At 55.0% G+C, this 23084-nt stretch carries 25 protein-coding genes and 2 pseudogenes; 7 read left to right on the forward strand and 20 right to left on the reverse strand.

Going from position 1 to position 23084, the window contains the following annotated elements; all coding sequences use genetic code 11:
* Positions 1 to 7: 7 nt before the first annotated feature.
* Positions 8 to 304 (forward strand): DUF7742 family protein, encoded by a 297-nt coding sequence (locus tag AC2TCY_RS08420; RefSeq protein ID WP_480846780.1) that lies wholly within the window; start codon positions 8 to 10, stop codon positions 302 to 304.
* On the opposite strand, the gene AC2TCY_RS08425 is transcribed toward AC2TCY_RS08420, so the two are convergent.
* Complete coding sequence (locus tag AC2TCY_RS08425) at positions 285 to 623, reverse strand: TraR/DksA family transcriptional regulator (protein WP_480846782.1); 339 nt, start codon at positions 621 to 623, stop codon at positions 285 to 287. The genes AC2TCY_RS08420 and AC2TCY_RS08425 overlap by 20 nt on opposite strands.
* A gap of 86 nt (positions 624 to 709) precedes the next feature.
* On the opposite strand from AC2TCY_RS08425, the gene cysE reads away from it, so the two are divergent.
* Positions 710 to 1519 (forward strand): serine O-acetyltransferase, encoded by an 810-nt coding sequence (cysE, locus tag AC2TCY_RS08430; protein WP_480846783.1) that lies wholly within the window; start codon positions 710 to 712, stop codon positions 1517 to 1519.
* A 414-nt stretch (positions 1520 to 1933) separates the two neighbouring features.
* On the opposite strand, the gene AC2TCY_RS08435 is transcribed toward cysE, so the two are convergent.
* Genes AC2TCY_RS08435 through pdhA form a run of 3 tightly spaced genes read right to left on the reverse strand, consistent with a single transcriptional unit; the run spans position 1934 to position 5634 of the window.
* Positions 1934 to 3241 (reverse strand): pyruvate dehydrogenase complex dihydrolipoamide acetyltransferase, encoded by a 1308-nt coding sequence (locus AC2TCY_RS08435; protein ID WP_480846785.1) that lies wholly within the window; start codon positions 3239 to 3241, stop codon positions 1934 to 1936.
* A 14-nt stretch (positions 3242 to 3255) separates the two neighbouring features.
* A complete protein-coding gene (locus tag AC2TCY_RS08440; RefSeq protein WP_480846786.1) occupies positions 3256 to 4629 on the reverse strand; it encodes a pyruvate dehydrogenase complex E1 component subunit beta in 1374 nt (457 codons plus the stop codon).
* Positions 4630 to 4644: 15 nt separating this feature from the next.
* A complete protein-coding gene (gene pdhA / locus AC2TCY_RS08445; RefSeq protein WP_480846787.1) occupies positions 4645 to 5634 on the reverse strand; it encodes a pyruvate dehydrogenase (acetyl-transferring) E1 component subunit alpha in 990 nt (329 codons plus the stop codon).
* 167 nt (positions 5635 to 5801) lie between these two features.
* Here pdhA and AC2TCY_RS08450 point away from each other — a divergent pair, with 167 nt between their 5' ends.
* On the forward strand, positions 5802 to 6494 hold the full coding sequence (locus AC2TCY_RS08450) for a hypothetical protein (protein WP_480846788.1): 693 nt from the start codon (positions 5802 to 5804) through the stop codon (positions 6492 to 6494).
* A 59-nt stretch (positions 6495 to 6553) separates the two neighbouring features.
* Here the strand turns inward: AC2TCY_RS08450 and AC2TCY_RS08455 are convergent, their stop codons facing one another.
* Both AC2TCY_RS08455 and AC2TCY_RS08460 read right to left on the reverse strand, forming a co-directional pair.
* A complete protein-coding gene (locus AC2TCY_RS08455; RefSeq protein WP_480846790.1) occupies positions 6554 to 6853 on the reverse strand; it encodes an FtsB family cell division protein in 300 nt (99 codons plus the stop codon).
* Positions 6854 to 7018: 165 nt separating this feature from the next.
* Positions 7019 to 8209, reverse strand: coding sequence for a phosphoglycerate kinase (locus AC2TCY_RS08460; protein ID WP_480846791.1), 1191 nt, complete (start codon positions 8207 to 8209; stop codon positions 7019 to 7021).
* A gap of 133 nt (positions 8210 to 8342) precedes the next feature.
* Between AC2TCY_RS08460 and AC2TCY_RS08465 the strand changes: the two genes are divergently transcribed.
* Entirely contained in the window at positions 8343 to 8849 is a 507-nt protein-coding gene (locus AC2TCY_RS08465) for a peptidylprolyl isomerase (RefSeq protein ID WP_480846792.1), read from the forward strand.
* A complete protein-coding gene (locus AC2TCY_RS08470) occupies positions 8842 to 9390 on the forward strand; it encodes a peptidylprolyl isomerase (protein ID WP_480846794.1) in 549 nt (182 codons plus the stop codon). Before AC2TCY_RS08465 ends, AC2TCY_RS08470 begins: the two co-directional genes overlap by 8 nt.
* Before the next feature lie 46 nt (positions 9391 to 9436).
* On the opposite strand, the gene aqpZ is transcribed toward AC2TCY_RS08470, so the two are convergent.
* From aqpZ to AC2TCY_RS08505, 7 genes and pseudogenes are all read right to left on the reverse strand, one after another.
* Positions 9437 to 10126 carry an aquaporin Z gene (gene aqpZ, locus AC2TCY_RS08475; RefSeq protein WP_480846795.1) on the reverse strand — a complete coding sequence of 230 codons (690 nt, stop codon included), beginning with the start codon at positions 10124 to 10126 and terminating at the stop codon, positions 9437 to 9439.
* Positions 10127 to 10594: 468 nt separating this feature from the next.
* Positions 10595 to 11413: a DUF2189 domain-containing protein gene (locus AC2TCY_RS08480; RefSeq protein ID WP_480846797.1), complete on the reverse strand. Its 819-nt coding sequence runs from the start codon at positions 11411 to 11413 to the stop codon at positions 10595 to 10597.
* Between the two features lie 239 nt (positions 11414 to 11652).
* A complete protein-coding gene (locus AC2TCY_RS08485) occupies positions 11653 to 12153 on the reverse strand; it encodes a bactofilin family protein (RefSeq protein ID WP_480846799.1) in 501 nt (166 codons plus the stop codon).
* Positions 12143 to 13468, reverse strand: coding sequence for a DUF5930 domain-containing protein (locus AC2TCY_RS08490; protein ID WP_480846970.1), 1326 nt, complete (start codon positions 13466 to 13468; stop codon positions 12143 to 12145). The genes AC2TCY_RS08485 and AC2TCY_RS08490 overlap by 11 nt, the downstream gene beginning before the upstream one ends.
* A 178-nt stretch (positions 13469 to 13646) precedes the next feature.
* Positions 13647 to 13841 (reverse strand): annotated as a pseudogene (locus AC2TCY_RS08495) (DUF455 family protein); the annotation flags it as partial.
* 374 nt (positions 13842 to 14215) lie between these two features.
* Positions 14216 to 15022 (reverse strand): ferritin-like domain-containing protein, encoded by an 807-nt coding sequence (locus tag AC2TCY_RS08500; RefSeq protein WP_480846972.1) that lies wholly within the window; start codon positions 15020 to 15022, stop codon positions 14216 to 14218.
* 592 nt (positions 15023 to 15614) lie between these two features.
* Entirely contained in the window at positions 15615 to 15872 is a 258-nt protein-coding gene (locus tag AC2TCY_RS08505) for a helix-turn-helix domain-containing protein (RefSeq protein WP_480846800.1), read from the reverse strand.
* 137 nt (positions 15873 to 16009) lie between these two features.
* On the opposite strand from AC2TCY_RS08505, the gene AC2TCY_RS08510 reads away from it, so the two are divergent.
* Complete coding sequence (locus tag AC2TCY_RS08510; protein WP_480846802.1) at positions 16010 to 16348, forward strand: hypothetical protein; 339 nt, start codon at positions 16010 to 16012, stop codon at positions 16346 to 16348.
* Positions 16349 to 16540: 192 nt separating this feature from the next.
* Here AC2TCY_RS08510 and AC2TCY_RS08515 read toward each other — a convergent pair whose 3' ends face one another.
* The 6 genes from AC2TCY_RS08515 to AC2TCY_RS08540 form a co-directional block, all read right to left on the reverse strand.
* On the reverse strand, positions 16541 to 16744 hold the full coding sequence (locus AC2TCY_RS08515) for a hypothetical protein (RefSeq protein ID WP_480846803.1): 204 nt from the start codon (positions 16742 to 16744) through the stop codon (positions 16541 to 16543).
* Between the two features lie 469 nt (positions 16745 to 17213).
* Positions 17214 to 18029 (reverse strand): hypothetical protein, encoded by an 816-nt coding sequence (locus AC2TCY_RS08520; protein ID WP_480585028.1) that lies wholly within the window; start codon positions 18027 to 18029, stop codon positions 17214 to 17216.
* A gap of 33 nt (positions 18030 to 18062) precedes the next feature.
* Positions 18063 to 18800: a hypothetical protein gene (locus tag AC2TCY_RS08525; RefSeq protein WP_480593645.1), complete on the reverse strand. Its 738-nt coding sequence runs from the start codon at positions 18798 to 18800 to the stop codon at positions 18063 to 18065.
* 95 nt (positions 18801 to 18895) lie between these two features.
* Positions 18896 to 20569, reverse strand: a complete 1674-nt coding sequence (locus tag AC2TCY_RS08530; protein WP_480593643.1) for a sulfatase-like hydrolase/transferase — start codon at positions 20567 to 20569, stop codon at positions 18896 to 18898.
* Between the two features lie 14 nt (positions 20570 to 20583).
* Positions 20584 to 20739, reverse strand: a complete 156-nt coding sequence (locus tag AC2TCY_RS08535) for a plasmid mobilization protein (RefSeq protein WP_170680733.1) — start codon at positions 20737 to 20739, stop codon at positions 20584 to 20586.
* Positions 20740 to 21194: 455 nt separating this feature from the next.
* Complete coding sequence (locus tag AC2TCY_RS08540; protein WP_480846986.1) at positions 21195 to 21329, reverse strand: hypothetical protein; 135 nt, start codon at positions 21327 to 21329, stop codon at positions 21195 to 21197.
* Between the two features lie 192 nt (positions 21330 to 21521).
* Between AC2TCY_RS08540 and AC2TCY_RS08545 the strand changes: the two genes are divergently transcribed.
* Complete coding sequence (locus AC2TCY_RS08545) at positions 21522 to 21803, forward strand: helix-turn-helix domain-containing protein (RefSeq protein WP_480846974.1); 282 nt, start codon at positions 21522 to 21524, stop codon at positions 21801 to 21803.
* A gap of 124 nt (positions 21804 to 21927) precedes the next feature.
* On the opposite strand, the pseudogene AC2TCY_RS08550 reads toward AC2TCY_RS08545, so the two are convergent.
* Positions 21928 to 23024: pseudogene (locus tag AC2TCY_RS08550) on the reverse strand (IS3 family transposase); the annotation flags it as partial.
* Positions 23025 to 23084 lie beyond the last annotated feature (60 nt).

Consider the following 23084-nt stretch of genomic DNA (forward strand, 5'->3'; position numbering starts at 1 on the left):
TCCCCAAATGCGTCCTGTCTTACATGGAGACGTCAGTGCGGCGGCGCGGGTCTTGATGGCCGCGCCGCAAATGGACCGGGATCGGCTATGCGCTCAAATGATCGCCGAAGCGGAGTTGGCCGATCATTATGTCGCCAATACCGGCCGATTGCATCCAGCCTATGGAAACGGTTCTTTGATGGCCGCGGCCCTCGAACGGGATCTGGCGGACGAGCCTGGTTTCGACGATGTCCAATACTGTCAGTGTTTTGAAACGGTTTTGCGTCACCTTATCCGTTTTCATTCTAGCCAGACGCACAGCTAACACATTTACCGGCCGCCAGGTCCAGCTCCAGTCGACCGTGCGGGATAGGATCTCCGCAATCCTCGCAATACCCGAATTCTCCTTCCTCTATTCGTGTTTGCGCGGCTTTCAGGCGAAGAGTTTCCATATCGCGCCGGGCTTGTTGGGCTTTTGCCATGGCTTGATTCTGTAGCGCGTCCATACGGCTGAGGCGACCCACAGCCTGCTGATCCAATTCAACAACTGATTGAGCCTCTTGCCCCGAGGCGGATTGCGCATCCAGTTCGACCAGCCGATCACTTATGCGGCGCGAAAAATACTGTAGATCAGTCTCGTTCATTTTTTGTTGCATCACACATCAAGGGTTTGCGTTTGGCCTTTTTAGGCCTAGATGGCTATTCTAGGCGCAGGAAAGGATCAAAAGCCATGTTCGAAAAGCGCAGCCACGTGACACCCGTCGACCCCGTTTGGGATCGCATCACCTCTGAGGCCCACGCGGCCGTAGAGAAAGAGCCCCTGATGGGCGGGCTGGTTCACGCCTGTATCCTGCATCATCGCAGCCTTGAGCGCGCTCTTTCTTACAGAGTGTCGGCAAAGCTGAGCTCTAATGAAATGTCGATGATGGTCCTGCGTGAGATTGTGGATGAGGCCTACGCTGATGATTCCAACCTGATTGAGGCCGCGCGTGCTGACCTGATGGCCGTTTATGAGCGCGATCCGGCCTGTCACCGGTTGCTACAGCCGGTACTGTATTTCAAGGGCTACCAGGCAATGCAGGCCTATCGCGTGGCGCATTGGCTGTGGCGCAAGGGCCGGCATGATCTGGCGTATTTCTTCCAAATGCGCTCGTCCGAGATTTTTGGGATCGACATTCACCCGGCTGCAAAAATCGGCAAAGGCATCATGATTGATCACGCCCACTCAATCGTGATCGGTGAAACCGCCGTGGTTGGTGACAATGTCTCAATGTTGCACTCGGTGACGCTGGGTGGGACGGGTAAAGAGGAAGAGCAACGCCATCCCACGATCGGAGATGGTGTTCTGATCGGAGCCGGGGCCAAAGTATTGGGTAATATCGAAGTCGGTAATTGCAGCCGTATTGCGGCAGGGTCGGTAGTTCTGCAGGAAGTGCCCGCCTGTAAGACAGTTGCCGGAATACCAGCCAAGATCGTGGGTGAAGCTGGCTGTGATCAGCCGTCGATTTCCATGGATCACATGCTGGGCAAAAACCAGTAACTGATCTTTTGCATCAATGGCTTGAGCGGTTGTTCTTTTTGGTCACGCCGCTTGAGCCGTCGTTTTTCCCGACTTTGATCTCGCAACTCCACCCGCCTTTCCCGATCAGTCGTTCGCCCCGCAGTCTCGGTTGGGTTGGTTGCTTTAAACGTGGACTATTCGCCAAAATAGCCGTTGAGTTCTGCGTTTTTCTCTACGGTAGATGTGAAGGCCAACAGGAGCATCAGCATTAGGAATTTGACCGCGTTGGCGAAGATCGTGGATCACCTGTGATACAATGAATTGATGTGTATCGAAGGTGGTACGTCCAGAAAATCGACCAAGTATCCGCAGGATCACGTCTGCTCACATAAAGCGGGTGAACAGCTGGACACCCCGAGTGATAACCCGGTGTGCCCAGATTTCAGAAAGCGATTAGGCCAGCATGACCATTGGGTTTTCGAGGTTGTCGACGATCGCCTGCAATAGCTGTGCCCCAAGCGCACCATCGATGACCCGATGATCGACCGACATAGTGACCGACATCACGGTCGCGACGGTCAACTCGCCGTCCTCTCCGACAACGGGTTTCTTGAGGCCTGTGCCAACAGCCAGAATACCTGCGTGCGGCGGGTTCACGATGGCATCGAAGTTGTCGATGCCGAACATGCCCAAGTTGGACACAGCAAAGGTTCCGCCCTGGTATTCATGCGGCGCTAGCTTGCGCTCACGGGCGCGACCGGCAAGGTCTTTCATCTCAGTTGAAAGCGCAGACAGTGACTTGGTGTCGGCATCCTGAAGGACAGGGGTGAACAGGCCACCTTCGATGGCGACCGCAACGGCCACGTCCGAAGGTTTCAGTTGAAGCACTCGATCACCGGCCCAGACTGCATTGCACTCCGGCACCTGCTGCAGCGCGTTGGCAACGGCCTTGATGATGAAGTCGTTGACACTCAGCTTTACGCCGCGCGCTTCCAGTTGTTTGTTCAACTGGCTGCGGAACTTCAGCAGGGCATCCAACTTGATGTCGCGACGCAGGTAGAAATGTGGGATGGTCTGCTTGGCTTCGGACAGTCGCGCCGCGATGGTCTTGCGCATGCCGTCGAGCTTGATCTCCTCATACTCGCGCCCTTCGTACATCCGGGCAACTGCATCAGCCGATGGGCCAGCCGGAACCGCCGTGGCGGGTGCAGCTGCTGCCGCTGCCGCCGCAGGCGCTGCGGCCGGAGCCATTGCCGTCGCGCTTTCGACATCCGCCTTGACGATACGCCCATGCGGGCCAGAGCCGGTGATCTGCGAAAGATCGAGGCCCTTCTGGGCTGCAATGCGACGCGCCAGTGGCGAAGCAAAGATACGTCCGCCATCCGCTTTGACCGGAGCAGCCGGGGCAGGGGCGGGCGCCTCGGATGCCGCTGGTGCGGTAGCCTCGTTGCCCGCGTCGGCAGCAGGAGCCGTTTCCGGTGTTTTGGCTGGTGCTGACGAAATGTCAGCAGCGCTTTCGCCGTCTTCCAACAGAACCGCAATAGCGGTGTTGACCTTGACCCCTTCGGTGCCTTCCGGGATCAGGATCTTGCCGACAACACCTTCGTCAACGGCCTCGAATTCCATCGTGGCCTTGTCGGTTTCGATCTCGGCCAGCAGGTCACCGGAGGAGACGGTGTCACCTTCCTTGACCAGCCATTTGGCGAGCGTACCTTCTTCCATTGTCGGCGAGAGGGCGGGCATCAGAATTTCGGTGGGCATCTGTCTGTCGCTCCTTACCGGTAAGTCACTTGTTTGACGGCAGCGATCACTTCATCGGTGGTCACAAGCGCCAGTTTTTCGAGGTTCGCAGCGTAAGGCATCGGAACGTCCTTGCCAGTGCAGTTGACCACTGGTGCGTCAAGGTAATCGAACGCCTCCTGCATCACGACCGACGAAATGTAGCTGCCGACCGAACCTTGCGGCCAGCCTTCTTCGACGGTCACCAGACGGTTGGTTTTCATCACTGAATTGATGATTGCGCCAGTATCCATCGGGCGGATGGTGCGCAGGTCGATCACCTCGGCGCTTATGCCTTCTTCGGCTAGCCTATCGGCGGCTTCCAACGCGAACTGCATGCCGATGCCAAAGCTGACGATGGTCACATCCGAGCCTTCACGCCAGATACGCGCCTTGCCCAGTGGGACCGTCAGATCATCCACCTGCGGCATGTCGAACGAACGGCCATAGAGGATTTCGTTTTCGAGGAAGATCACCGGATTGGGGTCGCGGATGGCGGATTTCAGCAGGCCCTTGGCGTCAGCTGCCGAATAGGGCGCGACCACTTTGAGACCGGGCACCTGCATAAACCATGCCGTGTAGTCCTGGCTGTGCTGCGCCGCGACGCGGGCAGCGGCGCCGTTGGGGCCACGGAACACGATGGGGCATCCCATCTGCCCGCCGGACATATACAGCGTCTTGGCGGCAGAGTTGATGATCTGATCCATCGCCTGCATGGCGAAGTTGAAAGTCATGAACTCGACAATCGGTTTCAAACCAGCCATGGCGGATCCGACAGCAATACCGGTGAAACCATGCTCGGTGATCGGTGTGTCGATCACGCGCTTGGCGCCGAATTCGTCTAGAAGACCCTGGGAGATTTTGTAAGCGCCCTGATATTCGGCGACTTCTTCGCCCATCAGGTAGACGTCTTCGTCGCCACGCATTTCTTCGGCCATGGCGTCGCGCAGAGCTTCGCGGACGGTCTGTTGTTTCATCTCGGCGTCGACAGGCCAGTCGGGGGAAAGGTCGACCTTGGGCGCGGTTGGCGCTGCCGCGGCAGGAGCGGACGCCTCAACCGCCGCTGGGGCGGCTTCAGCGACCGCTTCGGCTGCGGGCGCAGCCGAAGGCAGGGCCGAAGCGTCTTCGCCTTCTTCGACCAGGATCGCGATGGGGGTGTTGACCTTGACCGCTTCGGTGCCTTCAGCAATCAGGATCTTGCCGACAATACCCTCGTCAACAGCTTCGAACTCCATCGTCGCCTTGTCCGTTTCAATTTCGGCCATGATATCGCCCGAGGATACGGTGTCGCCTTCTTTGACCAGCCATTTGGCCAATGTGCCCTCTTCCATTGTAGGCGAGAGTGCGGGCATGAGAATTTCGGTTGCCATGTCTTAATCGTCCTCTCAGGCGTAGATGTCGGTCCAGAGCTCATCCAGCGACGGCTCGGGGCTTTCTTTCGAGAATTCGGCGGCCTGATTGACGATCTCTTTGATCTCTTTGTCGATCGTCTTCAGATCGTCCTCGGTTGCGTGTTTGCCGGACAATAGCAGTTCGCGTACGTGCTCGATCGGGTCGCTTTGTTCGCGAACCTTCTGCACCTCTTCACGAGTGCGGTATTTGGCCGGATCGGACATTGAATGGCCGCGGTAGCGGTATGTCTTAACTTCCAGAATGTATGGACCCTTGCCTGCGCGGCAGTGCGCAACAGCCTTTTCGCCGGCCTCTTTGACCGCCAGAACGTCCATGCCGTTGACGATTTCGCCGGGGATGCCGAAGGCTTCGCCGCGGTGATAGATGTCTTTGGTCGAGGTCGAGCGCGCCTGCGCGGTGCCCATCGCGTACTGGTTGTTTTCAATCACGAACACCACAGGCAGATCCCACAAGGCGGCCATGTTGAACGTCTCGTAAACCTGACCCTGGTTTGCGGCACCATCGCCGAAATAGGTGAAGGTCACCCGGCCGTTCTCTTTGTACTTATCAGCAAAGGCCAGCCCCGCACCAAGCGGAACTTGCGCGCCTACGATGCCGTGGCCGCCGTAAAAATGCTTCTCTTTCGAGAACATATGCATCGAGCCGCCTTTACCCTTGGACAGACCACCCTCACGCCCGGTGAGTTCAGCCATCACTCCGCCGGGCTCCATGCCGCAGGCCAGCATATGTCCATGATCGCGATAGGAGGTGATGCGCTTGTCGCCGTCTTCAGCAGCGGCTTCTAGGCCTACGACAACGGCTTCCTGCCCGATGTAAAGATGGCAGAAGCCACCAATCAGGCCCATACCATAAAGTTGACCTGCCTTTTCCTCGAATCGGCGGATTAGCAACATCTCGCGGTAGTAGGTTTTGAGTTCTTCCGCAGAAACATTTGGTTTCTTTGTGGTTTTTCGCGCAGCCATCGTGGCGATCTCCCCCTTCCGGACAGATAGTTTAGCGTTAAACTATCTCTTAAAGCATTTCGAGCCGTCTGGCGAGTGAAAATGTGACGCGGCGTCGGTGAACCATTGAACTGGTTCGCTTCCAGCGGTTATGTGTGAAAAGCCAAACCGAGGGAGTGTGGTCGGATATGATAATCCTGCGTGAACCTAAGCTGGTGTTTGTAAAGACGAAAAAGACTGGGGGAACGTCGATTGAAATTGCTCTTGGGAAGCGGTTGCAACCGGGAGATTTTGCGTCGCCGCTGGCGCCGGAAGAAGAGGCACAGCGGCCGGGAAAGCGGCCGATTGTCCGGCAGTCCGTCAGATTGCTGAGAGAGCGGTCAGAAGGCGCCGTTCGCGCGCGACAGCCGCACAATGGAATAAGCGTGGTCAACAATTACCTTTCTGATTTGGCGGAAGGTTGCACAAGCTTCTGTGTTGAGCGCAATCCGTGGGACAAAGCAGTGTCGGCCTTCTATTTCTGGATGCATCAGCGGAGTATGAAGATCACGGCGCCAGATCGTATGTTTGCAAAATTCTGTTCTTCGCAACTGCACTATTTTTCGGACTTCAAGTTGTACGCCGAGAACGGGGAGCTGCGTGTCGATCGCGTTTTGCGATATGAAAACCTGCAGGTCGAAGTTGACGGTCTTCTGGCCGAGCATGGCATCGATGACATCTCGCTTGGGCAGGTGCGCGCCAAGTCGGGTATTCGCAAATCCGACCGATTTGAAATGTTCTACGGTGCCGATTGGGACAGCCGAAATGTCGACCTTGTCGCTGATGTATTTGCGGCAGAAATAGAGATGTTTGGCTATGACTTGCCAAAGGTTATCAAGTAACGCGTCTTCCTGACCGGTCTGATCGTTCTGTTCAGCTTAGTTGAAATCGAATGATGCAGTTACCGAATGACGATCTCATCCGTGCGGATCATACCCAGAACCGAGCGGGCTTGTTGATCCAGAAGATCGAGGTCAAGGTAAGTGTCTGAAAGACGGCGGGTCAGGTTATCCATTCGGGAAATATCGGCATTCAGCTCTGCCAGATCCCGTGACAGGAAATCCCGCTCAGCCGCAATTTCAACCCGGCGGAACAACCCATAGTCGCCTTGAACGGCGGCAAAGGTGAAATAGACGCCCAGCGTGAACGCGATCGAAAAGAAAACAACTGCACCTAGGCCGGGACGATGAGAACGGGTCACTATGTTAACCACCGAATGAAACTGCCTCGAAAACGTGCCCTTTCCGGGCATCTGAATTCACTATGTCACAGGTGATTCGCCTTGTGAATCCCCCGTGACACAAAAAAACCGGCTCAGTGTCAGCGCCAGGAAAAGGACCAAGGCTGAGCGTCTTTTTCAGGTGCTCTATTGGTCCAATGCGGCGACACCGGGGAGGGTTTTACCTTCCATCCACTCAAGAAACGCGCCACCCGCGGTCGAAATATAAGAGAAGTCCTGTGCTGCGCCTGAAGCGTTCAGTGCGGCGACCGTGTCCCCACCGCCCGCGACTGAAACCAGCTGTCCGGCGCGGGTCAATGCGGCTGCTTTTAATGCGGCTGCGTTTGTGGCGGTGTCAAATGGCGTCAGCTCGAAGGCGCCGAGCGGGCCGTTCCAAATGAGCGTTCTGCTGGCTTCGAAGGTCTCGCAGACTGCGGAGATACTTTCCGGGCCTGCATCCAGGATCATACCGTCAGCCGGGCACTGATCCGCCGGCAGAACTTGATGCGGGGCGTTGGCTTCGAATTTCTCCGCCACCACGATGTCCTGCGGTAGCACAATGGTGCAACCTGCCGTTTCAGCTTTGGCCATGATTTCGGATGCTGTATCAGTCATTGCGTGTTCGGCCAGCGATTTGCCGACATCCAAACCTTTGGCGACCAGAAAAGTATTCGCCATTCCACCACCGATTACCAGGTAATCCACTTTCTCGATCAGATTGCCAAGCAGGTCCAGTTTGGTTGATACCTTTGCTCCTCCGACAACGGCGGTGACAGGCCGAATGGGCGATCCAAGCGCGGTCTCGAGCGCGCTCAATTCCTGTTGCATCAGGCGACCAGCACAAGAAGGGAGCAGCCGGGCCACAGCTTCGGTCGAACTGTGGGCTCGGTGCGCAGCGGAAAAGGCGTCATTGCAATAAACGTCACCTAGCTTGGCCATACCCTCAGCCAGCTCTTCGCTGTTTTTGGTTTCCCCGGCGTGAAACCGAGTGTTTTCCAACAGCAGAACTTCGCCGGTGCTAAGTGCGGTGGCGGCAGCTTCGGCCTCGGGGCCTGCGCAATCGGCGGCGAATTTCACCGGTGCGTTGAACGCTGTTTCCAGCGCGGGGATCAATTGCTGCAGAGACATTTCCGGTACGGGTTTTCCGCCGGGCCGGCCAAAATGCGCCAGCAAGATCGGTTTTCCCCCCGCACTTAGGATGTCTTGAATGGTAGGCACGATGCGTTGGATGCGTGTATTGTCGGTTACTTCGCCGTCAGCCACGGGCACATTGATGTCCACGCGTACCAGCACACGCTTGCCGTTCAGATCCATGTCGTCCAGTGATTTCCAGCCCATCGCGCAATCCTTGTGTTTAAAATCCGATTTAGGCGGTTCTTTTCCTGCATTTTGCCTTCAGGTCAATGCGTCACTTGGCATTCGCGCGCCCGGCGCATAGTTAATTGCGCAAGACAAACGACAGGAGGGCCTCATGGCCGAGATCAAAGATCCCGAAAACACAATCATCATCGAGCTGAAAGACGGCAATGTCATCGTCGAGCTGCTTCCGGATGTGGCTCCTCAGCACAGCGCGCGAATGAAAGAGCTGGCGCGTAACGGAGAGTACGACAACGTTGCGTTTCACCGTGTGATCGACGGTTTCATGGCGCAGACCGGCGATGTACAGCACGGCGACATGGAAGACGGATTCAACTTGCGAATGGCAGGCACAGGTGGCTCGTCGTTGCCGAACGTTCCTGCCGAATTTTCTAAGCTGCCGCATGACCGCGGCACCTTGGGTGCTGCGCGCTCGCAAAACCCGGATTCGGCCAACTCGCAATTCTTCATCAACTTTAAAGACAATCATTTCCTGAATGGCCAATACACCGTTTACGGGCGCGTCGTTGAAGGGATGGAGTACGTGGACACAATTACTCGTGGCGAGCCGCCCGCGAGCCCTGACCGCATGGTCAGCGTCAAGGTAGCAGCTGATGTATAAGCTAGCCGCCGCGTTTGCCCTGCTGACCGGTCCGGCATTGGCCACGGGTCTTGAGATCGAGATCGAAGGCGAGGGTGCCAACGGCACCGTCACCGTCGACCTGTTCGAGGAACTTGCGCCCAAACATGTCGAACAGATCACCGCAATTGCTGCGGCGGGTCAGTATGACGGGGTTGTCTTCCACCGTGTAATCGAAGGCTTCATGGCTCAGACCGGTGACGTTGAGTTTGGCCGCCTGGGCGGTGACATGCGTCGTGCCGGGACCGGGGGTTCGGATCGTCCGAACCTGCCTGCCGAGTTCTCGGATTACAATTATGACCGCGGTGTCGTCGGTATGGCGCGCGCTCAGGACCCCGACAGCGCTAACTCGCAGTTCTTCATTATGTTCGAACCGGGTCCATTCCTGAATGGCCAGTACACGGTTGTCGGTCAGGTAACCGACGGTATGGACGTTGTGGACGCGATCAAGAGGGGTGATGGCCCCAACGGCGCGGTCATCGGTCAGCCGGATGCTATGAAAAAGGTCACTGTGACCGAATGAACAAAGGCCCGGCGCACAAATCAGCGCCGGGCTTTTTCGATGGGCGTCAGTCGTCCGGGGACATCACCTTCCAGATGATCGCGCCAACCGCGCCACCGATCAGCGGTGCAATCCAAAACAGCCAGAGCTGCGCCAGCGCCGGACCATCGGCGAACAGGGCCACACCGGTCGAGCGTGCGGGGTTGACGGACGTGTTCGTCACCGGGATCGAGATCAAGTGGATCAGTGTCAGCGCCAGACCGATGGCAATTGGGGCAAATCCTGCAGGGGCCCAATCGGACGTTGCGCCCAGAATGATCAGAATGAAGAACGCCGTCAGGGCAATTTCGATCACCAGTGCCGACGTCAGGGAATAACCTTCGGGCGAGGCATCACCATACCCGTTTGAGGCGAAACTACCGACGCCTTCAAATCCTGGCGCGCCGCTGACGATGACATAAAGCACCAATGCCGCTGCAATCGCGCCAATCACCTGAGCAACCCAATAGGGCAGCAGGTCCTTTGCTGGAAAGCGCCCGCCGATCATCAATCCCAGACTGACTGCTGGGTTGAAATGCCCGCCTGAGATATGACCGACCGCGAAGGCCATAGTCAGTACCGTCAGGCCAAAGGCGAAGGATACGCCCAGCCAACCGATCCCCACATCGGCAACACCCGCCGCCAGTACTGCGCTACCGCAGCCACCCAGAACCAGCCAAAAAGTGCCAAAGAATTCAGCCATGAGTTTTGATGCCATGAAAAGTCCTCCAGAAAACAATGGCTTTTAGGTTAATTCAAAAAGCGATTTTTGTGAAATCGTCTAATATGGGGGAATTCTCATCTTGATGCGTCAAATAAGATCCATCGGCGCACAGCAAGCGTAAGCCAAGCACCTAAAACTTCGTGATGTCGGCATTGAGCTCAATTCGGGCCTAACAAGTCTGCGGTTAACGAGAGCAAAGTGAGCTCGGCGGCGGGTAGGCTTTTCGTTACAATCGAATAGAGGATCAACCCTGCTCCGTCCGGAAAGGAGAATGGAATCCTCTGAAACGTTTGTCCGGGTTATTCCCGCCACCTTCAGAAACGGCGATATACTGTTGTCGCTGATTGCTACCATTGCCTAATTTGGTACACCCGAGGCTTTTTCATCTACGATCCGAAAATTGAGCGTTACGGACCTGAGGGCGAAAACGCACGCAGCTGCTCAAGTTTATGGTTGGATAATTCACCCTTCCGCTGGTGACACGGCCCGCTGATAGAGATGCCATGTGGTGTGACCAAGGATCGGCAGGGTGAAGATCAGGCCCAGAAACGCCGGAACCAGCGACAACAGCATGGTGACCGAGATGATCGCCGCCCAGGTGAGCATGACCACAGGGTTTTCCGAAACGACGCGAATGGACGTGAGCATGGCGGAAACGAAATTGGTTTCCCGGTCGAGCAGCATGGGCATGGCGACGACGGTCACCGTGAACAGGACAGCCGACAGAAATGCGCCGACGCAGGTGCCGATGGCGAGGAAGGTCCAGCCCTGTGGCGTGAAGAGTACGGTGTTCAAAAACCCGTCAAAATCCGAGAAGGATGCATTCTGCAGGGTGATCGCCAGCCAAAGCCGAACCTGATAAATCCACACCCAGAAAATGAACAGGGTGACAAAGGCCATCCAGCCCATTTCGCGCTTGCGTTGATTGGCCATGACGGTGAGGATTTCAGACCAGCCGAAATCCTCTCCTTTCTGCAGTCGACGGGACATTTCATATAGCCCGGCAGCGGCGAAGGGTGCGACCAGAGGAAAGCCTACAATGGCCGGAATGATCATCCAGATCTTGCCGAGCCAGACCAGGCTCCAAACAAACAGGATACCGAAAATCGCATAGAACAGGCCGAAGAAGCCGCTCATAAAGGGACGAGCGAGAAAGTCTGAAAACCCGGCTTTCAGCGACGCGGTAATATCACCGGCGGTCAACCTATTGACCTCGGGCATGGCCCGCTGCTGCGGCGTCTGATTGTCCGGTGGTGTGGAACCCGCGGTCTTGGACGTCATGACACATTCCTCCCAAAACATGGTACCGCACTGGTCCGTTCGCCAACAAACCTAGCGGTGAAACAGACATTCCTCCTTCGCATAAAAGTTTGCATCAGGTGGGGTATAAGGGCAAGGGGGGAGGATGGCAGCCAAGTCCGCAGAGAAGGCATTCCCGCATTTAGATGAACGGACCCAGAAAAAACAACGCCGCAGAAGATCCTGCGACGCTGCTAGCATTATTGCTTTTTCGGTAGGGCTTATTGCTTGACTTCGGCTGCCGGGTTGGCGCCTGCCTTGCCACTGCGGCCCGGGTTCAGAGGGTCATCCTGACGCTGTACAGAACCTTCGAAATGCGCTCCGCTTTCGATTGCGATGGTCTTGTGGATTATGTCACCCTCGACACGCGCGGTTGACGTCAGGCGAACCTTCAGGCCGCGCACTCGGCCAACGATGCGGCCGTTGATGACTACGTCATCGGCGGTGACTTCGCCCTTGATAGTCGCGGTCTCGCCAATGGTCAGAAGATGGGCACGGATGTCGCCTTCGACTGTACCTTCGACCTGAATGTCACCTGACGTCTTGAGATTGCCGGTGATGTGCAGGTCTGAGGACAGAACCGATGCGGGCGGTTTGGGCTTCGGGGCGGTGCTGGCCTTGGGCTCTGCTGCCGCGGGTGCCGTCGGAGTCGCCGGAGCGGCGGGTTTTGCTGCCTCAGTCTCTTTGGGGCCGGGCTCGTTGATTTTGCTCTTAGAAAACATTTCTCGCAGCCTTGATGTAAGTCATTGGGTTAACAGGTTTTCCGTCCACGCGCACTTCGTAGTGCAAATGGGTGCCGGTCGACCGTCCGGTGCTACCCATATCAGCAATATGATCCCCGCGCGAGACCCTTTGGCCGACCTTGACGCGGATCTTGGTGTTATGAGCGTAAAGTGTCTCAATTCCGAAGGCGTGTTTGATTTTCACCAGCCGACCAAATCCGGATTGCCAGCCTGCATGGGAGACGACACCATCGGCGGTTGCAAAGATATCGGTGCCCGACGCGCCAGCGAAATCAGCGCCGTTGTGCATGCGCCTTCCGCCGGTTTTGGGGTCGCGCCGGGTGCCGTAACCGCTGGTGTAACGAACCGCTGCTCGCACCGGGCTGGCGAAGGGGGCTTTTTCCGCAGCGATGCGATAGAGGTTCAGCTGATCCATTTGTTGCAGCAAGGTGTTCGCGCGGATCTCGTCGGGGGTCAGTTCCTCACCGCGCGTGCTGAAGGATAAAGGGGTCAGCGGACCGCCCATACCGCTATATCCACGCCGGACTTCTTCGATGATGCGATCTGTGGGCATGCCTGCACTGCGGAACATTTTGTCCAGCGGCTCGACCGAGATTACCATGGCCTCTTCGATCTGGCGGAAGATTTCCTCGTTTCGCTCCTGCATCAGCCGGATTTCCAGTTCCAGCTCGTCGCGTTGATCCAGGGCGCCTTGTGCGTTGGCGGCGATCTGGTCGCGTTCCAGAGCGGTCCGAGCTAAGGCGTCGGTCATGAACGTCATCTGCTCGGGATTGACCGAGGCTGCCATATAAGAGGCATCCCCGTTCGTTACCTGTTGCAGCACCGCCAGTTTGCCACGGGCCTCTTCGCGCTGTTTCATCGTTGCGCGCAGAGTGGTCTGGATGACCTCGATTCCGGTTTCCAGCTCACGGCGGCGGTTTTCGGATTCCAGCAGCTCGGATTGCATGACCGAGATTTGTTCAAGCGCTGCGTTGAACCGATCATGGGCAGCCAGAGCTTCGGCCGCGCGGGCGTCGCGTTCGCCGGACAGGGTGTTCAGACGTTCCTGATATGTGGCCTGATCGCGCTTTGCCTGTTCCCGAAAATTCCCTGATCCGATGCTGTCCATCAGCAGGATCGCGGTTGCAACGGCCGTCCAACCGACCATGACCGCAACACCCGCGACGGCTGCCACTTGGGTTTCCGAGCTCAGCCGGATGAACCGCGTATCGTTGTCGGATTTCAGGAAAACGCGGCGTTCTGGAAAGTGCCGCTCGAGCAGTGAGTGTAGTTTGATTGCCAGACGTGTTCGCACGCGCCGTACCTCGATAATCCCCATTGTCCGGAGCCGGTCGTGAGTGAGTGGCCGCTCCTTGACGCGATTGCATAAAGGGACGAGGGCGATGGGGCAAGTTTGTTGACCAGTGATACCTCGGAACCACAGTTTTCCCGCGTGAAATCGGCGGGAACTTGCCGAAGGCGCCGTGTGCGGGTCAGTCCAGTCCGGTGCCGGGGGCGGGCATGTCTTCGGTCAGAGGCCAGTAGAAATCAGGCGGTAATCCGGCCTCGGCCCGTTTTTCCTCGTTGAAAGGCGGTTTCAGGGTGCCGTGGAAATAACGCCGAACAAGGGTATGGAATACATCCTTGGGATCTGCATTCTCTCGCCCGCACAGGGACTCGTTATACCAACCAAAATCGATTTTTCATTGTTTTAGTCAGCGCGACCCCCTTGAAAACAATCAATGCATCGAACCGAAATACTTCCACTTCAAAAAGTTCCACGTGCATTATGGAACTTTTTCGCCCCAAAACCCGATCAAAAGTTCCATGTACTTGAGTTCCAGTCTTGATCGAAACGAGGAGAGAAGCGGCAAACAGGAAGAGCATTGGTTTTGACTTGGGCAATTCTTCTGCGTCGCTTGGACGGGATCCCGCAAGCCGAAACGGTCTCGCCCTCGGTGAGTCGGAGCTGTTGCCTGATGAATTGGCGCGAAGGGTGATTACTTGAAGTACGAGGTCCTCAAGCAAAATGCTTCAGTGGCGCAGGCAACTGCCAACTTTCTCAGCGAACATAAGGAGGAAGTTCCTCAGCGAGCGGCCAATAAAAGTCAGGTGGCAATCCGGCATCTGCGCGTTTTTCTTCGTTAAATGGAGGCTTCAAACCTCCTTTGAAATAGCGCTTTACTAGCGCATGGAATACTTCTTTTGGATCACTGTTGTCCCTGCCACAGACGAAGTTAAACCATTTCGCCCCATACGCCACGTGGCTGACTTCCTCACTGTAGATGATTTTGAGGCTTTCAACAGCCGCGGTCTCACCAGCTTTCTCGAAAACGTCTATCATTCCCGGTGTTACATCTAGCCCTCGTGCCTCCAATACCATTGGAACGATGGCTAACCGTCCTTGTAGGTCGTTTGCAGTATCTGATGCCGCGCGCCACATTCCATCATGAGCGGGCAGGGCTCCGTAGTAGCTTCCCATCGTTTCCAGGCAATCACAGATCAGATTGAAGTGTTTTGCTTCGTCGTCTGCGGCTTTCACCCAATCGTCATAAAATCCCATCGGCATCGGCACGTGGGCGAAGCGTGAGATAATATCCCAGTGCAGATCGACGGCATTGAGTTCGATATGAGCGACGGCATGAAGTAGCGCTATTCTTCCTGCTGGAGATCCCGGCTTGCGCTTTGGTACGTCGCGGGGACTGAGCAACTCTGGGTGCTGCGGGCGAGCTGGATGATCTGGTGGAATAGAACACCCGAGTTCAAGAACTTCACCCGTAGTCCGCGCAGTTTTCCAAACCGAAGCGTAGGCTCTTGATTTTGCTGTTTTTGCGTGACCATCCTTCGTGGAGAGCACATCGACCGCCATTGCAGTCAGCGTAGTCGGACGCTGTGTTTCAGCGTCTTTGTCAGTACGGCTAGACAAAGTGTAAATTGCTCCAAGGTCGGTGGAATTAGCAGAGCTTGGCTTTTAACCAAATGGCGCAACAAACTTTCTCAGGTTGCCCGCTATGCCTACTATGGGGCGTAGCCTACGTCCAGATTTCATGTTGCTGCGTGGTGTGAACCATCATGCGCTCCCGATACCAAGGCTGTGTGTCCGCGAGAACGCATATTGAGTGACCGGTTCATTGGAAGATCGGACGGTCGATGAGCCTCGATTATATTTACAAAACGGTCGTTTACACAATTGTCCAGAAGGTTCTTGCTCGTCTAAACGCTTTCGAAATCGTTTACTCAGATTTGTTTTCAATTTTTGACCTTCGCTAGAAATCGTCACGAGCAAAAGCTGCTAGGGTAGATTACTTATGTAGGCACTTAGTCGGATATTGTCCCCAACAAACTTTTGCCACGCCAATCTCCACTACCCGATTATGGGCAACCTGACATCGACATTTCCCCGTGCGACGAACTCGACAAATTGTCCTCTGTCGGACACCGAAACGGGGCATTTAGGTTTATTACCCTTTGGAGTTGGAAATCTCGGCCTCCATTTCCAACACCAATTGGCTCAAGGAAAGACCCAACGCATCACTAAGCCGTTGTAGGGTAGCAAGAGTTGGTTGATGTCGACAGCTTTCCAGCAGGGAGATGTAACGCATGCTTCTACCCGCCATGTGTGCAAGTTCTTCTTGCGAGAGTTTTTGGGCCTGCCTGTGACGTCTCAACACGATTGCGAGCGCGGCTATCATTGGGTCATCGATTCGTTCACGGTCCATAAAAGGACAAAGGGGCCAAAGAGCGGCTTGCGGCTATGAAGTGTACTGTGAATACTGAGTGGAACGGAAAGAAACTCTTTGGGAATGCAGATTCCAAAAAATCTGCTTGATCTGGCTCGTGCAAGGAAAGACGGAACATGTCAAAAAAGTTGTCTGACGATCAGTTCGCTGTGTTAGTCCAAGTTGTTACTGAAAAAGTTTTGGATGCAGTTTCGAGTCACGATGAGCAATCTACTAAAAGCGTAGAAGCAGAATCTCCGACCGTAGTGCGCAAGCGTAACCGCTGGCGCCCAGTATCGCCCTACACAGGCCAGCTTCACTTGAAGGTTTTGCCGGAAGATGAGGAGTGGTTTAAAGAGCTAAGAAGGCAAAACAACGTTCAGAATGGAAAGCTCTTTCATCTTTTCCGTAAGTTCATTGACGACAACGCGTCTATCTGTGCCGCTGAGTTTCAATTGACTGATCGCGTGCCTTGAAAGCGCCAACGAATCTGGAAAATGATGAAATTCACTCACAACCTGTCGTGTGCGAACTCCAATAAAACTGTTTGAAGTGACCAACACACCTGACGATTGCCGAGTTGGTTGCTGAAGTCGAAAGAAGACCACTAATTGCGCTGTTCAATTGCGGGTTAGTGGTCTCGTGGCGGCATACCGGACCCTCTCTAATCAAGGCCCGGAGCTAGAGACCTCGAAGTGGGTATTCACCACACGCAACAAATGCTCAAAGTCACCCTGGACGGCGTCCTCAAGAAAGGCCTGAATTCGTGCTTGCCCTACTCCGGCTTTTTCGGCTGCTATCTGACAACGTGCCAGCACTATAAAAGCGTTGGCGTTTGTTCCGGGCAGGTCGATGGTCGCAAGTTTTTTCATGTCCAATCCTCTTGTAGAATGCCGGGCAACCATTGCAGGTCGAAATTAATCTCAGGTATAAGAATTGGGTACTTTGCCCACGATCCAGAGACTGAAAAAAATATAACAAAACTCGCGATTATGCAGCGTTTGCGCTGTCGGCAGCCAGCCACCCGCTGCATCTGCACATCGGCCAATCGTGAATATTCTGTCAGTGCCAGCCTTAGACCCAAAGTTCAGAATGCTTCCCCACGCTATAAGGTCAGCAATGCGCAGAAAGCGGACTTTGCAAAGTGTAGCAGACTGCTCAAAGCGGGTATTCCTTCCAATAGCAGCGTATGCGGCTTTGAGCTGCGTTCCGCAAATCATTTAAACTGCACAGGACAGCAACATTGAGCCCAGAGTTGCCGATGTGGCAAGTAGCGTGCAACGCGGCAAGGGTTTCAGAAAGAGACATTGAATCTCGCCGATCTACAATCGGGCATACAATCTAAAAGAAATATTTCAGCCCAAAATACGGCCCCTGCTGCGTGACGTCATATGCGAACTCGCCTGAGCTGAGTGTGTCGCTATAATCAATACTGAAATACCGATAGCCGAACGTCAGCGCGACCTTTTCCCAGGGTTGGTAGTCGAATCCCGCGTTGGCCCCAATTTGCAAATCGTTTCCTCCGGCGCCGAAGCCACCCAATTCCAGAGATGCGATAGAGGTCCATTTTTCATTCAAGCGCCACATACCCCTTGCGCCCACGACAGGTTCTATCCAGCCTTCATCGCCCCCCAGAACCGGAAGCGTCATGGGACCAGGGGTTGAAACTGAAATTTCCTGTCGGATCGAATTCAAGCGCGCACCGCCTTGGATATCGACTGCGTATCTTTGATTTTTTCCCCCGTAAGTCCCGTCCGCAACGCGATACGCAGCGAGGATACCAAACCATTTTTGTCGGACGTCAACATTTACATCTGCGTTCAGTGGTCCCGGTAGGCTGGCATCTTGTTCGATGCCGACATAATTCGCATCAACGATGATACCGAAATCACCTTTCCACGCCTCGTATCGGCCTGCTGCTGCAAAATCCAAGACGTCGAGAACATCTCCCAGGCTCAAATCCAACTCAGCGGATTGCCCAGCGACCGTTGAGGTTCCCCGAGTGCGGAGCGGAGTGAACAGATAGAATGATGCGGCGTGACGCCAATTTGCTTCATCCTGTCCCGCGGCAGGCAGGGATTGCGCGACGACGGTCTCTGGGCAGGCCAGGATGGACGCAGAAAACAAAAGGCTGAACAGGGTTCCGGACTTTGGCATAGATGATCTCCACCGAAGTTGATTGAGGATATATTAGTAGTTGAACCGCAGGCCCAGGCCCGCACCTTTGTCGTAAGGGCGGTCGGAACCTATACCGATGAGAAAGTCGGCATAAATCGCTATTCCGGAGCTGAGGTTCTTGCCGATCTGCAACTCTGCGGTCGCTGGCCAAGCATCGTTTTCCCAGTCATATGGCGCTTTGATATCGGCTTTGGCCCAATACCCATCGCCAAACGGTTGCAGCGCAATCAACCGCATTGCGGTCTGGCTGATGTCGGTCGGGCCATTGTACGAAGCAAAATGCTGGAGCAAGGGGATCAGCGTCAGCCCTGATTTTGTGTTTGCAAAGGCGAACCCGCCAAAAGGCGCAATTTGATCGGACCCGGTGCCGATTCCTTTTTCCGGATCGCCAAGGTCCAGTATCCACTCCAGACCAATGGCCGACTTGATGGCCCATGTGTCGTTGAGCGGCCTCTGAGAAGGAAAGTAGATCGCTTTGAGGCTCGCTTTCTCGAAATTAGTGAACCGCGTTCCGGTCACATCTGTTGAGTTGTAGTGCAACTCATATTTCAGTTTCAGATCGGGCCGCAGCATATAGGCACCATCGATAAAGGCGTCCTGCCGATCAGCGCCATTGCCCAGATCAAAATACTGATACCGGATGTCCGTGTTGTTGACTGCGGCCAACGGGTTCGAGGCGTTCTCGTCTGCCATTGAAGGGGTCGCGACGATGCCAGTTGCCAATGCTAGGGCAAGCGCTTGGAGTTTCATACTGTTCCCATGATCTTTGAAGTAGATGTCAAACCCCGCGTTGAGCGCTTCGTTTTGCGGCGCGGGGTTTGCGTTACTCGTATCAGAGTCACCTATTACTCAGGCTGAATGTCCCGCTTGGCGACAAAGGCATCCACCGCTGCGACAGTTTCGGGACGAAGGTTCGCGATACCTTCATAGGGGCGTCCCGTCGCGGCAGGTTGATCGGGGTACATTTCCTTGAATTTCAGGTGGCGGGCAATGATCCGGTTGAACTCATGACCTGCCCACGCGCCGATCTCTGTCGATACGCTCTGTTCTTCGCGAGGATCTCGGAACAGGTTGTAGAACTTGGCCACGATGGCGTTTTCACCTTTGGCCGGAACCTTGAGCTTGATGTGTTCCTTCACCACCTCTTTCAGCGAGTTGATCGAGTAGATCAGAACATGATCTCGGCGCCCATGCGTATCGCCAATGAACATCAGGGACGTCTGATCGACACCGTCAATGATCCGGTCGCGGGGGATGGCATCCATCGCTCCGCCAATACGTGCTATCGACGTGAACAAGTCAGAGATGTGAATGATGTCCGATACTATCGAGTCTCCCTCGATCAGGCCGGGCAGGCGGGCAAACGCGTCCACCCGAACCCCTCCCTCAGAGGTATCGGCCTTGCCGCCGCGGAAGACCAAAGGTGAAAACCCACTGCCGGGAGCATATTTGGTGAAGTGACCGTTATCGCCCATCAAAACGATCAGGGTATTGTCTCTGAGCCCCAGCGTATCGACTTCCTCAAGAATGACGCCGATCCATTCATCCAGCTCTTCCATGCTTTCAACGAATGTACCGCCGTTGGGTGTCGTGAACGCCTCTTTCGTCGTGCGCGTTGTCGACAGAGGGACAAGAGGCCAGTATTGCAGGAAGAACGGTTCATCCCGCTCTGCTAGCAGGCGCAACTGTTCCATCGCTTGTGCCTGATAGCGGATGTTCATTTCATTGTATTTGTCCTGGGTCCATTTCTCACCCGGTTCCATATGGACTTCGCGGACCTCTCCACCAATGACAGCTTCAAGCCCTGTAATCATGTGTCCCGGATCAGGTCGAAACCAATCATCCAGCGTGTACTTGGAATTGTAGTTGTCTTCACCGATGGCCATGGTGATTTCTTCTTTAGCCGCGTCTTCGTTGAAGATGGCCAACTGGCCCTGCTGATGGATCGGAAACGCGGCGTAGTCGAAACCCTGATAAGTCGGCCAGGATTCCTGAATGTCGCCCATGTGCCATTTGCCAACATGCGAGGTATTGTAGCCTACGGATTTCAAAACTTCGGCGAGGGTGACCTCTTCGTCGGCAAGGCCAAAACCTGAAATATCGACGGCAGTATCACCCATCCCATTGCGATACGGCTGGCGACCCGTCATGAAGGCCACGCGCGACGGTGTGCAGGACGGCTCAGTGTACATGCGCGCGAACCGCATGCTTTCCTCTGCCAGCGCGTTGATATTGGGCGTCGAATACCCGCGGATGGCGTTCATCTCGGGCATACCCATGTCGCCAAAGCCCATATCGTCAATCAGGATGTAGAAGATGTTTGGAGGGTTCCCTCCGTTCTTCTCACGAAAATCGGCCAACAGTTGATCAACCTGCGCGTCGTTCTCGACCCAAACGGCCTCGTTTTGCTGCTTAAGTACATAGTACTCCGCATCATGCACGATGTTGCTGTCCTGAGCTGTCGCCGTGAAAGCAGAGCCAGCAAAGGCCAGTGTGGAAAGGAACAGTTTTGATTTCATGAGATACCCCTATTTCATGATTTTTGTGTTTTCAGACCTTCAAGGATCAGGTGATGGCAGTAGGTCGAAAGCGAGAGTTCGCTGTCCTCAGCCTGAGAGCGCAACATCTCTTTTTCGCTCTTGGTAAGCAGTGTTACGACACGTTCAGTGCGCGCTATGTCATCAGGCAAGGATGGGCGTCCAAACCTTTTTTCCCCCGATTTGTCTGCCTTGTCTTGCAATTGCCTAAGCCTACGTTTGCGAGATAACATTGCATGACAATTACGCGAGCTGCTGAATGGACCACATCAAAAAACGATCAGTGGAAGAAAAAACCTGCAACCCAAATACTCTTTTATTGCAGGATCCTTCGCAGTTCCGCGAGCTTTCCCAATGGGATGTCGAATTACGCCAACTCGAAAAAGGAAACATGAATTCGGCGGTATCTGTTTGGGCGGGGACTGGTCTCCAAATGATAGATTTGTCGTTTGACAAAGCCGTGTACCAAACCGGTGTATCTCGCCCCGACATTCTGGCGTTTGGACTACCAGACAAAGGGAGTGTACGGACTTGGCTTAACGGCTACCCCTCAGACACCGCTCTGATGAATTTTGGTAGCGGGGACCCTTTTGAAGGCGTGAGCAATTCAACGCTCACAGGCCTGACCTTTGGCATCGACATCCGAAGGGCGGAACGGGTCGCCGACGATTGCGGCCTTGATATCAGCACTGTGCGAAAAAATGCTTCGCGTTCGTTCGTGGGTGATGCTGGCAGATTTCATTCTCAGATCAAAAACAAAGCACGTTTTCTCATAGGTTCCGAGACAGGCCCCAGCACTGAAGGTGAAGAGAGCGATCTGATCCTAGAGCTTCTGGAAATGCTAGTGAACGATGAGAAATGGAGTGATAGAGGCAACAGCAAGAACAGAACCCGCTTGGCGCAAAAGGCAGTTGAATTCATGCGTGCCCATTTGATGGACAACGTTTCAATTGGAGAAGTATGTGCAGACACCCAAGTATCCGCATGTACTCTTCGTCGCGCATTTCAGGAAACTTTCGGTGTAAGCCCCAAACAGTTTTATCTAAGAGCCCGTCTCGGTGCAGTACGCCATGAATTGGTATCCTGCTCGCCAGATCAGAGTATATCGGACGTCGCAAATTCCTTTGGGTTTTGGCACATGGGGCAGTTTGCACGAGACTACAAGGCATTCTTTGGGGAACTACCGACTCAAACGTTATCCGGCAGAATGAACTGAAACAGAGCTTGGTAGCAGTCTTAGGCGCAAAGTTTATGTTAAGCCATTCTTGTTGCGGAGCCAATGTCAGATTTCCGTGGTTATGACCTGCTCCCCATAGAGTCCGCGTTAATAGGTTAGCTCTGTTCAGGTTTTGGTCTTCCTTTGACCGGTTAGCATATTCTTGTGGCGTCAGACCAGCGAGGCTGGAGTGAGGCCGGTTGTAATTATAGTCGGCGCGCCATGCCGCAATCGTGCGGCGGGCATGGTGCAAAGACGGGAACAGGTGTTCGTTCAGGCATTCCTCGCGCATTCTTCCGTTGAAGCTTTCCACCAAACCGTTCTGCATTGGCTTTCCCGGTGCGATGTAGTGCCAGTCGACCTTGCGGTATTCCTGCCATTTCAGCATCGCGTTGCTGGTCAGCTCAGTTCCGTTGTCTGAGACCACCAGGCAAGGATAGCCACGCAACTCGGCGATCCGATCCAACTCACGGGCGACACGCGCACCGCCGATGGAGGTATCTACCACGGCGGCCAGACATTCTCGGCTGAAGTCATCAATGACGTTCAACACACGGAACCGGCGGCCATCCTCCAGCGCATCCGACATGAAGTCGAGCGACCATCTCTGATTAGGCCCCTGCGGGATCGCCATGGGTGTCCTGGTCCCCACTGCGCGCTTGCGACCGCCGCGTTTACGGACTGTTAACCCTTCTTCGCGGTAGAGGCGGTACAGCTTCTTCCAGTTCACCTCCCAGCCTTCACGCTTCAGCAGGATGTGCAGGCGGCGATATCCGAACCGACGCCGCTCGGACGCCAACTCCTTCATCCTGGCGCGCAACGCGGTGTCGGCAGGACGCTTCGACGTTCGCCGATACACACGCGGATCGACCCCGGCCAGCGCACAAGCGCGTCGTTGATTGTAACCCTTGGTCTTCATTGCCCAGTCCACGGCATTCCTCCTTGAACCAGGCCTCAGAAGTTTTTTCCGAGCATCTCTTTCAGCGTCGCCACATCCATCATCTGCTCAGCCAGCATCTTCTTCAGCTTGGCATTCTCGGATTCCAGCGTCTTCAACCGGCGGGCATCCGATACTTCCATGCCGCCATACTTGGATCGCCATTTGTAGAACGTCGCATCGCTGATACCGTGCTTACGGCACAGTTCCTTCGCACCAAGTCCAGCTTGATGCTCCTTCAGAATGCCAATGATTTGCTCTTCGCTGAAACGGCTTCTCTTCATCGTCTGTCTCCTTCGTTGGAGAACAGGCTAACCTCAAACTGAGGACTTTTTAGGGGAGCA

The sequence above is a fragment of the Ruegeria sp. HKCCD7181 genome, from assembly GCF_057221055.1.

What these genes read in the sequence shown, in the direction of transcription:
- AC2TCY_RS08480 (WP_480846797.1), bottom strand. Translation starts at nt 11,413, where the DNA reads ATGACGTCCAAGACCGCGGGTTCCACACCACCGGACAATCAGACGCCG.
- cysE (WP_480846783.1), top strand. Translation starts at nt 710, where the DNA reads ATGTTCGAAAAGCGCAGCCACGTGACACCCGTCGACCCCGTTTGGGAT.
- AC2TCY_RS08425 (WP_480846782.1), bottom strand. Translation starts at nt 623, where the DNA reads ATGAACGAGACTGATCTACAGTATTTTTCGCGCCGCATAAGTGATCGG.
- AC2TCY_RS08510 (WP_480846802.1), top strand. Translation starts at nt 16,010, where the DNA reads ATGTCAAAAAAGTTGTCTGACGATCAGTTCGCTGTGTTAGTCCAAGTT.
- AC2TCY_RS08485 (WP_480846799.1), bottom strand. Translation starts at nt 12,153, where the DNA reads ATGTTTTCTAAGAGCAAAATCAACGAGCCCGGCCCCAAAGAGACTGAG.
- AC2TCY_RS08545 (WP_480846974.1), top strand. Translation starts at nt 21,522, where the DNA reads ATGGACAACGTTTCAATTGGAGAAGTATGTGCAGACACCCAAGTATCC.
- AC2TCY_RS08540 (WP_480846986.1), bottom strand. Translation starts at nt 21,329, where the DNA reads ATGAAATCTGCCAGCATCACCCACGAACGAACGCGAAGCATTTTTTCG.
- AC2TCY_RS08460 (WP_480846791.1), bottom strand. Translation starts at nt 8,209, where the DNA reads ATGGGCTGGAAATCACTGGACGACATGGATCTGAACGGCAAGCGTGTG.
- AC2TCY_RS08520 (WP_480585028.1), bottom strand. Translation starts at nt 18,029, where the DNA reads ATGCCAAAGTCCGGAACCCTGTTCAGCCTTTTGTTTTCTGCGTCCATC.
- AC2TCY_RS08515 (WP_480846803.1), bottom strand. Translation starts at nt 16,744, where the DNA reads ATGAAAAAACTTGCGACCATCGACCTGCCCGGAACAAACGCCAACGCT.
- AC2TCY_RS08420 (WP_480846780.1), top strand. Translation starts at nt 8, where the DNA reads ATGCGTCCTGTCTTACATGGAGACGTCAGTGCGGCGGCGCGGGTCTTG.
- AC2TCY_RS08450 (WP_480846788.1), top strand. Translation starts at nt 5,802, where the DNA reads ATGATAATCCTGCGTGAACCTAAGCTGGTGTTTGTAAAGACGAAAAAG.
- AC2TCY_RS08435 (WP_480846785.1), bottom strand. Translation starts at nt 3,241, where the DNA reads ATGCCCACCGAAATTCTGATGCCCGCCCTCTCGCCGACAATGGAAGAA.
- pdhA (WP_480846787.1), bottom strand. Translation starts at nt 5,634, where the DNA reads ATGGCTGCGCGAAAAACCACAAAGAAACCAAATGTTTCTGCGGAAGAA.
- AC2TCY_RS08465 (WP_480846792.1), top strand. Translation starts at nt 8,343, where the DNA reads ATGGCCGAGATCAAAGATCCCGAAAACACAATCATCATCGAGCTGAAA.
- AC2TCY_RS08525 (WP_480593645.1), bottom strand. Translation starts at nt 18,800, where the DNA reads ATGAAACTCCAAGCGCTTGCCCTAGCATTGGCAACTGGCATCGTCGCG.
- aqpZ (WP_480846795.1), bottom strand. Translation starts at nt 10,126, where the DNA reads ATGGCATCAAAACTCATGGCTGAATTCTTTGGCACTTTTTGGCTGGTT.
- AC2TCY_RS08500 (WP_480846972.1), bottom strand. Translation starts at nt 15,022, where the DNA reads ATGGCGGTCGATGTGCTCTCCACGAAGGATGGTCACGCAAAAACAGCA.
- AC2TCY_RS08470 (WP_480846794.1), top strand. Translation starts at nt 8,842, where the DNA reads ATGTATAAGCTAGCCGCCGCGTTTGCCCTGCTGACCGGTCCGGCATTG.
- AC2TCY_RS08440 (WP_480846786.1), bottom strand. Translation starts at nt 4,629, where the DNA reads ATGGCAACCGAAATTCTCATGCCCGCACTCTCGCCTACAATGGAAGAG.
- AC2TCY_RS08505 (WP_480846800.1), bottom strand. Translation starts at nt 15,872, where the DNA reads ATGGACCGTGAACGAATCGATGACCCAATGATAGCCGCGCTCGCAATC.
- AC2TCY_RS08530 (WP_480593643.1), bottom strand. Translation starts at nt 20,569, where the DNA reads ATGAAATCAAAACTGTTCCTTTCCACACTGGCCTTTGCTGGCTCTGCT.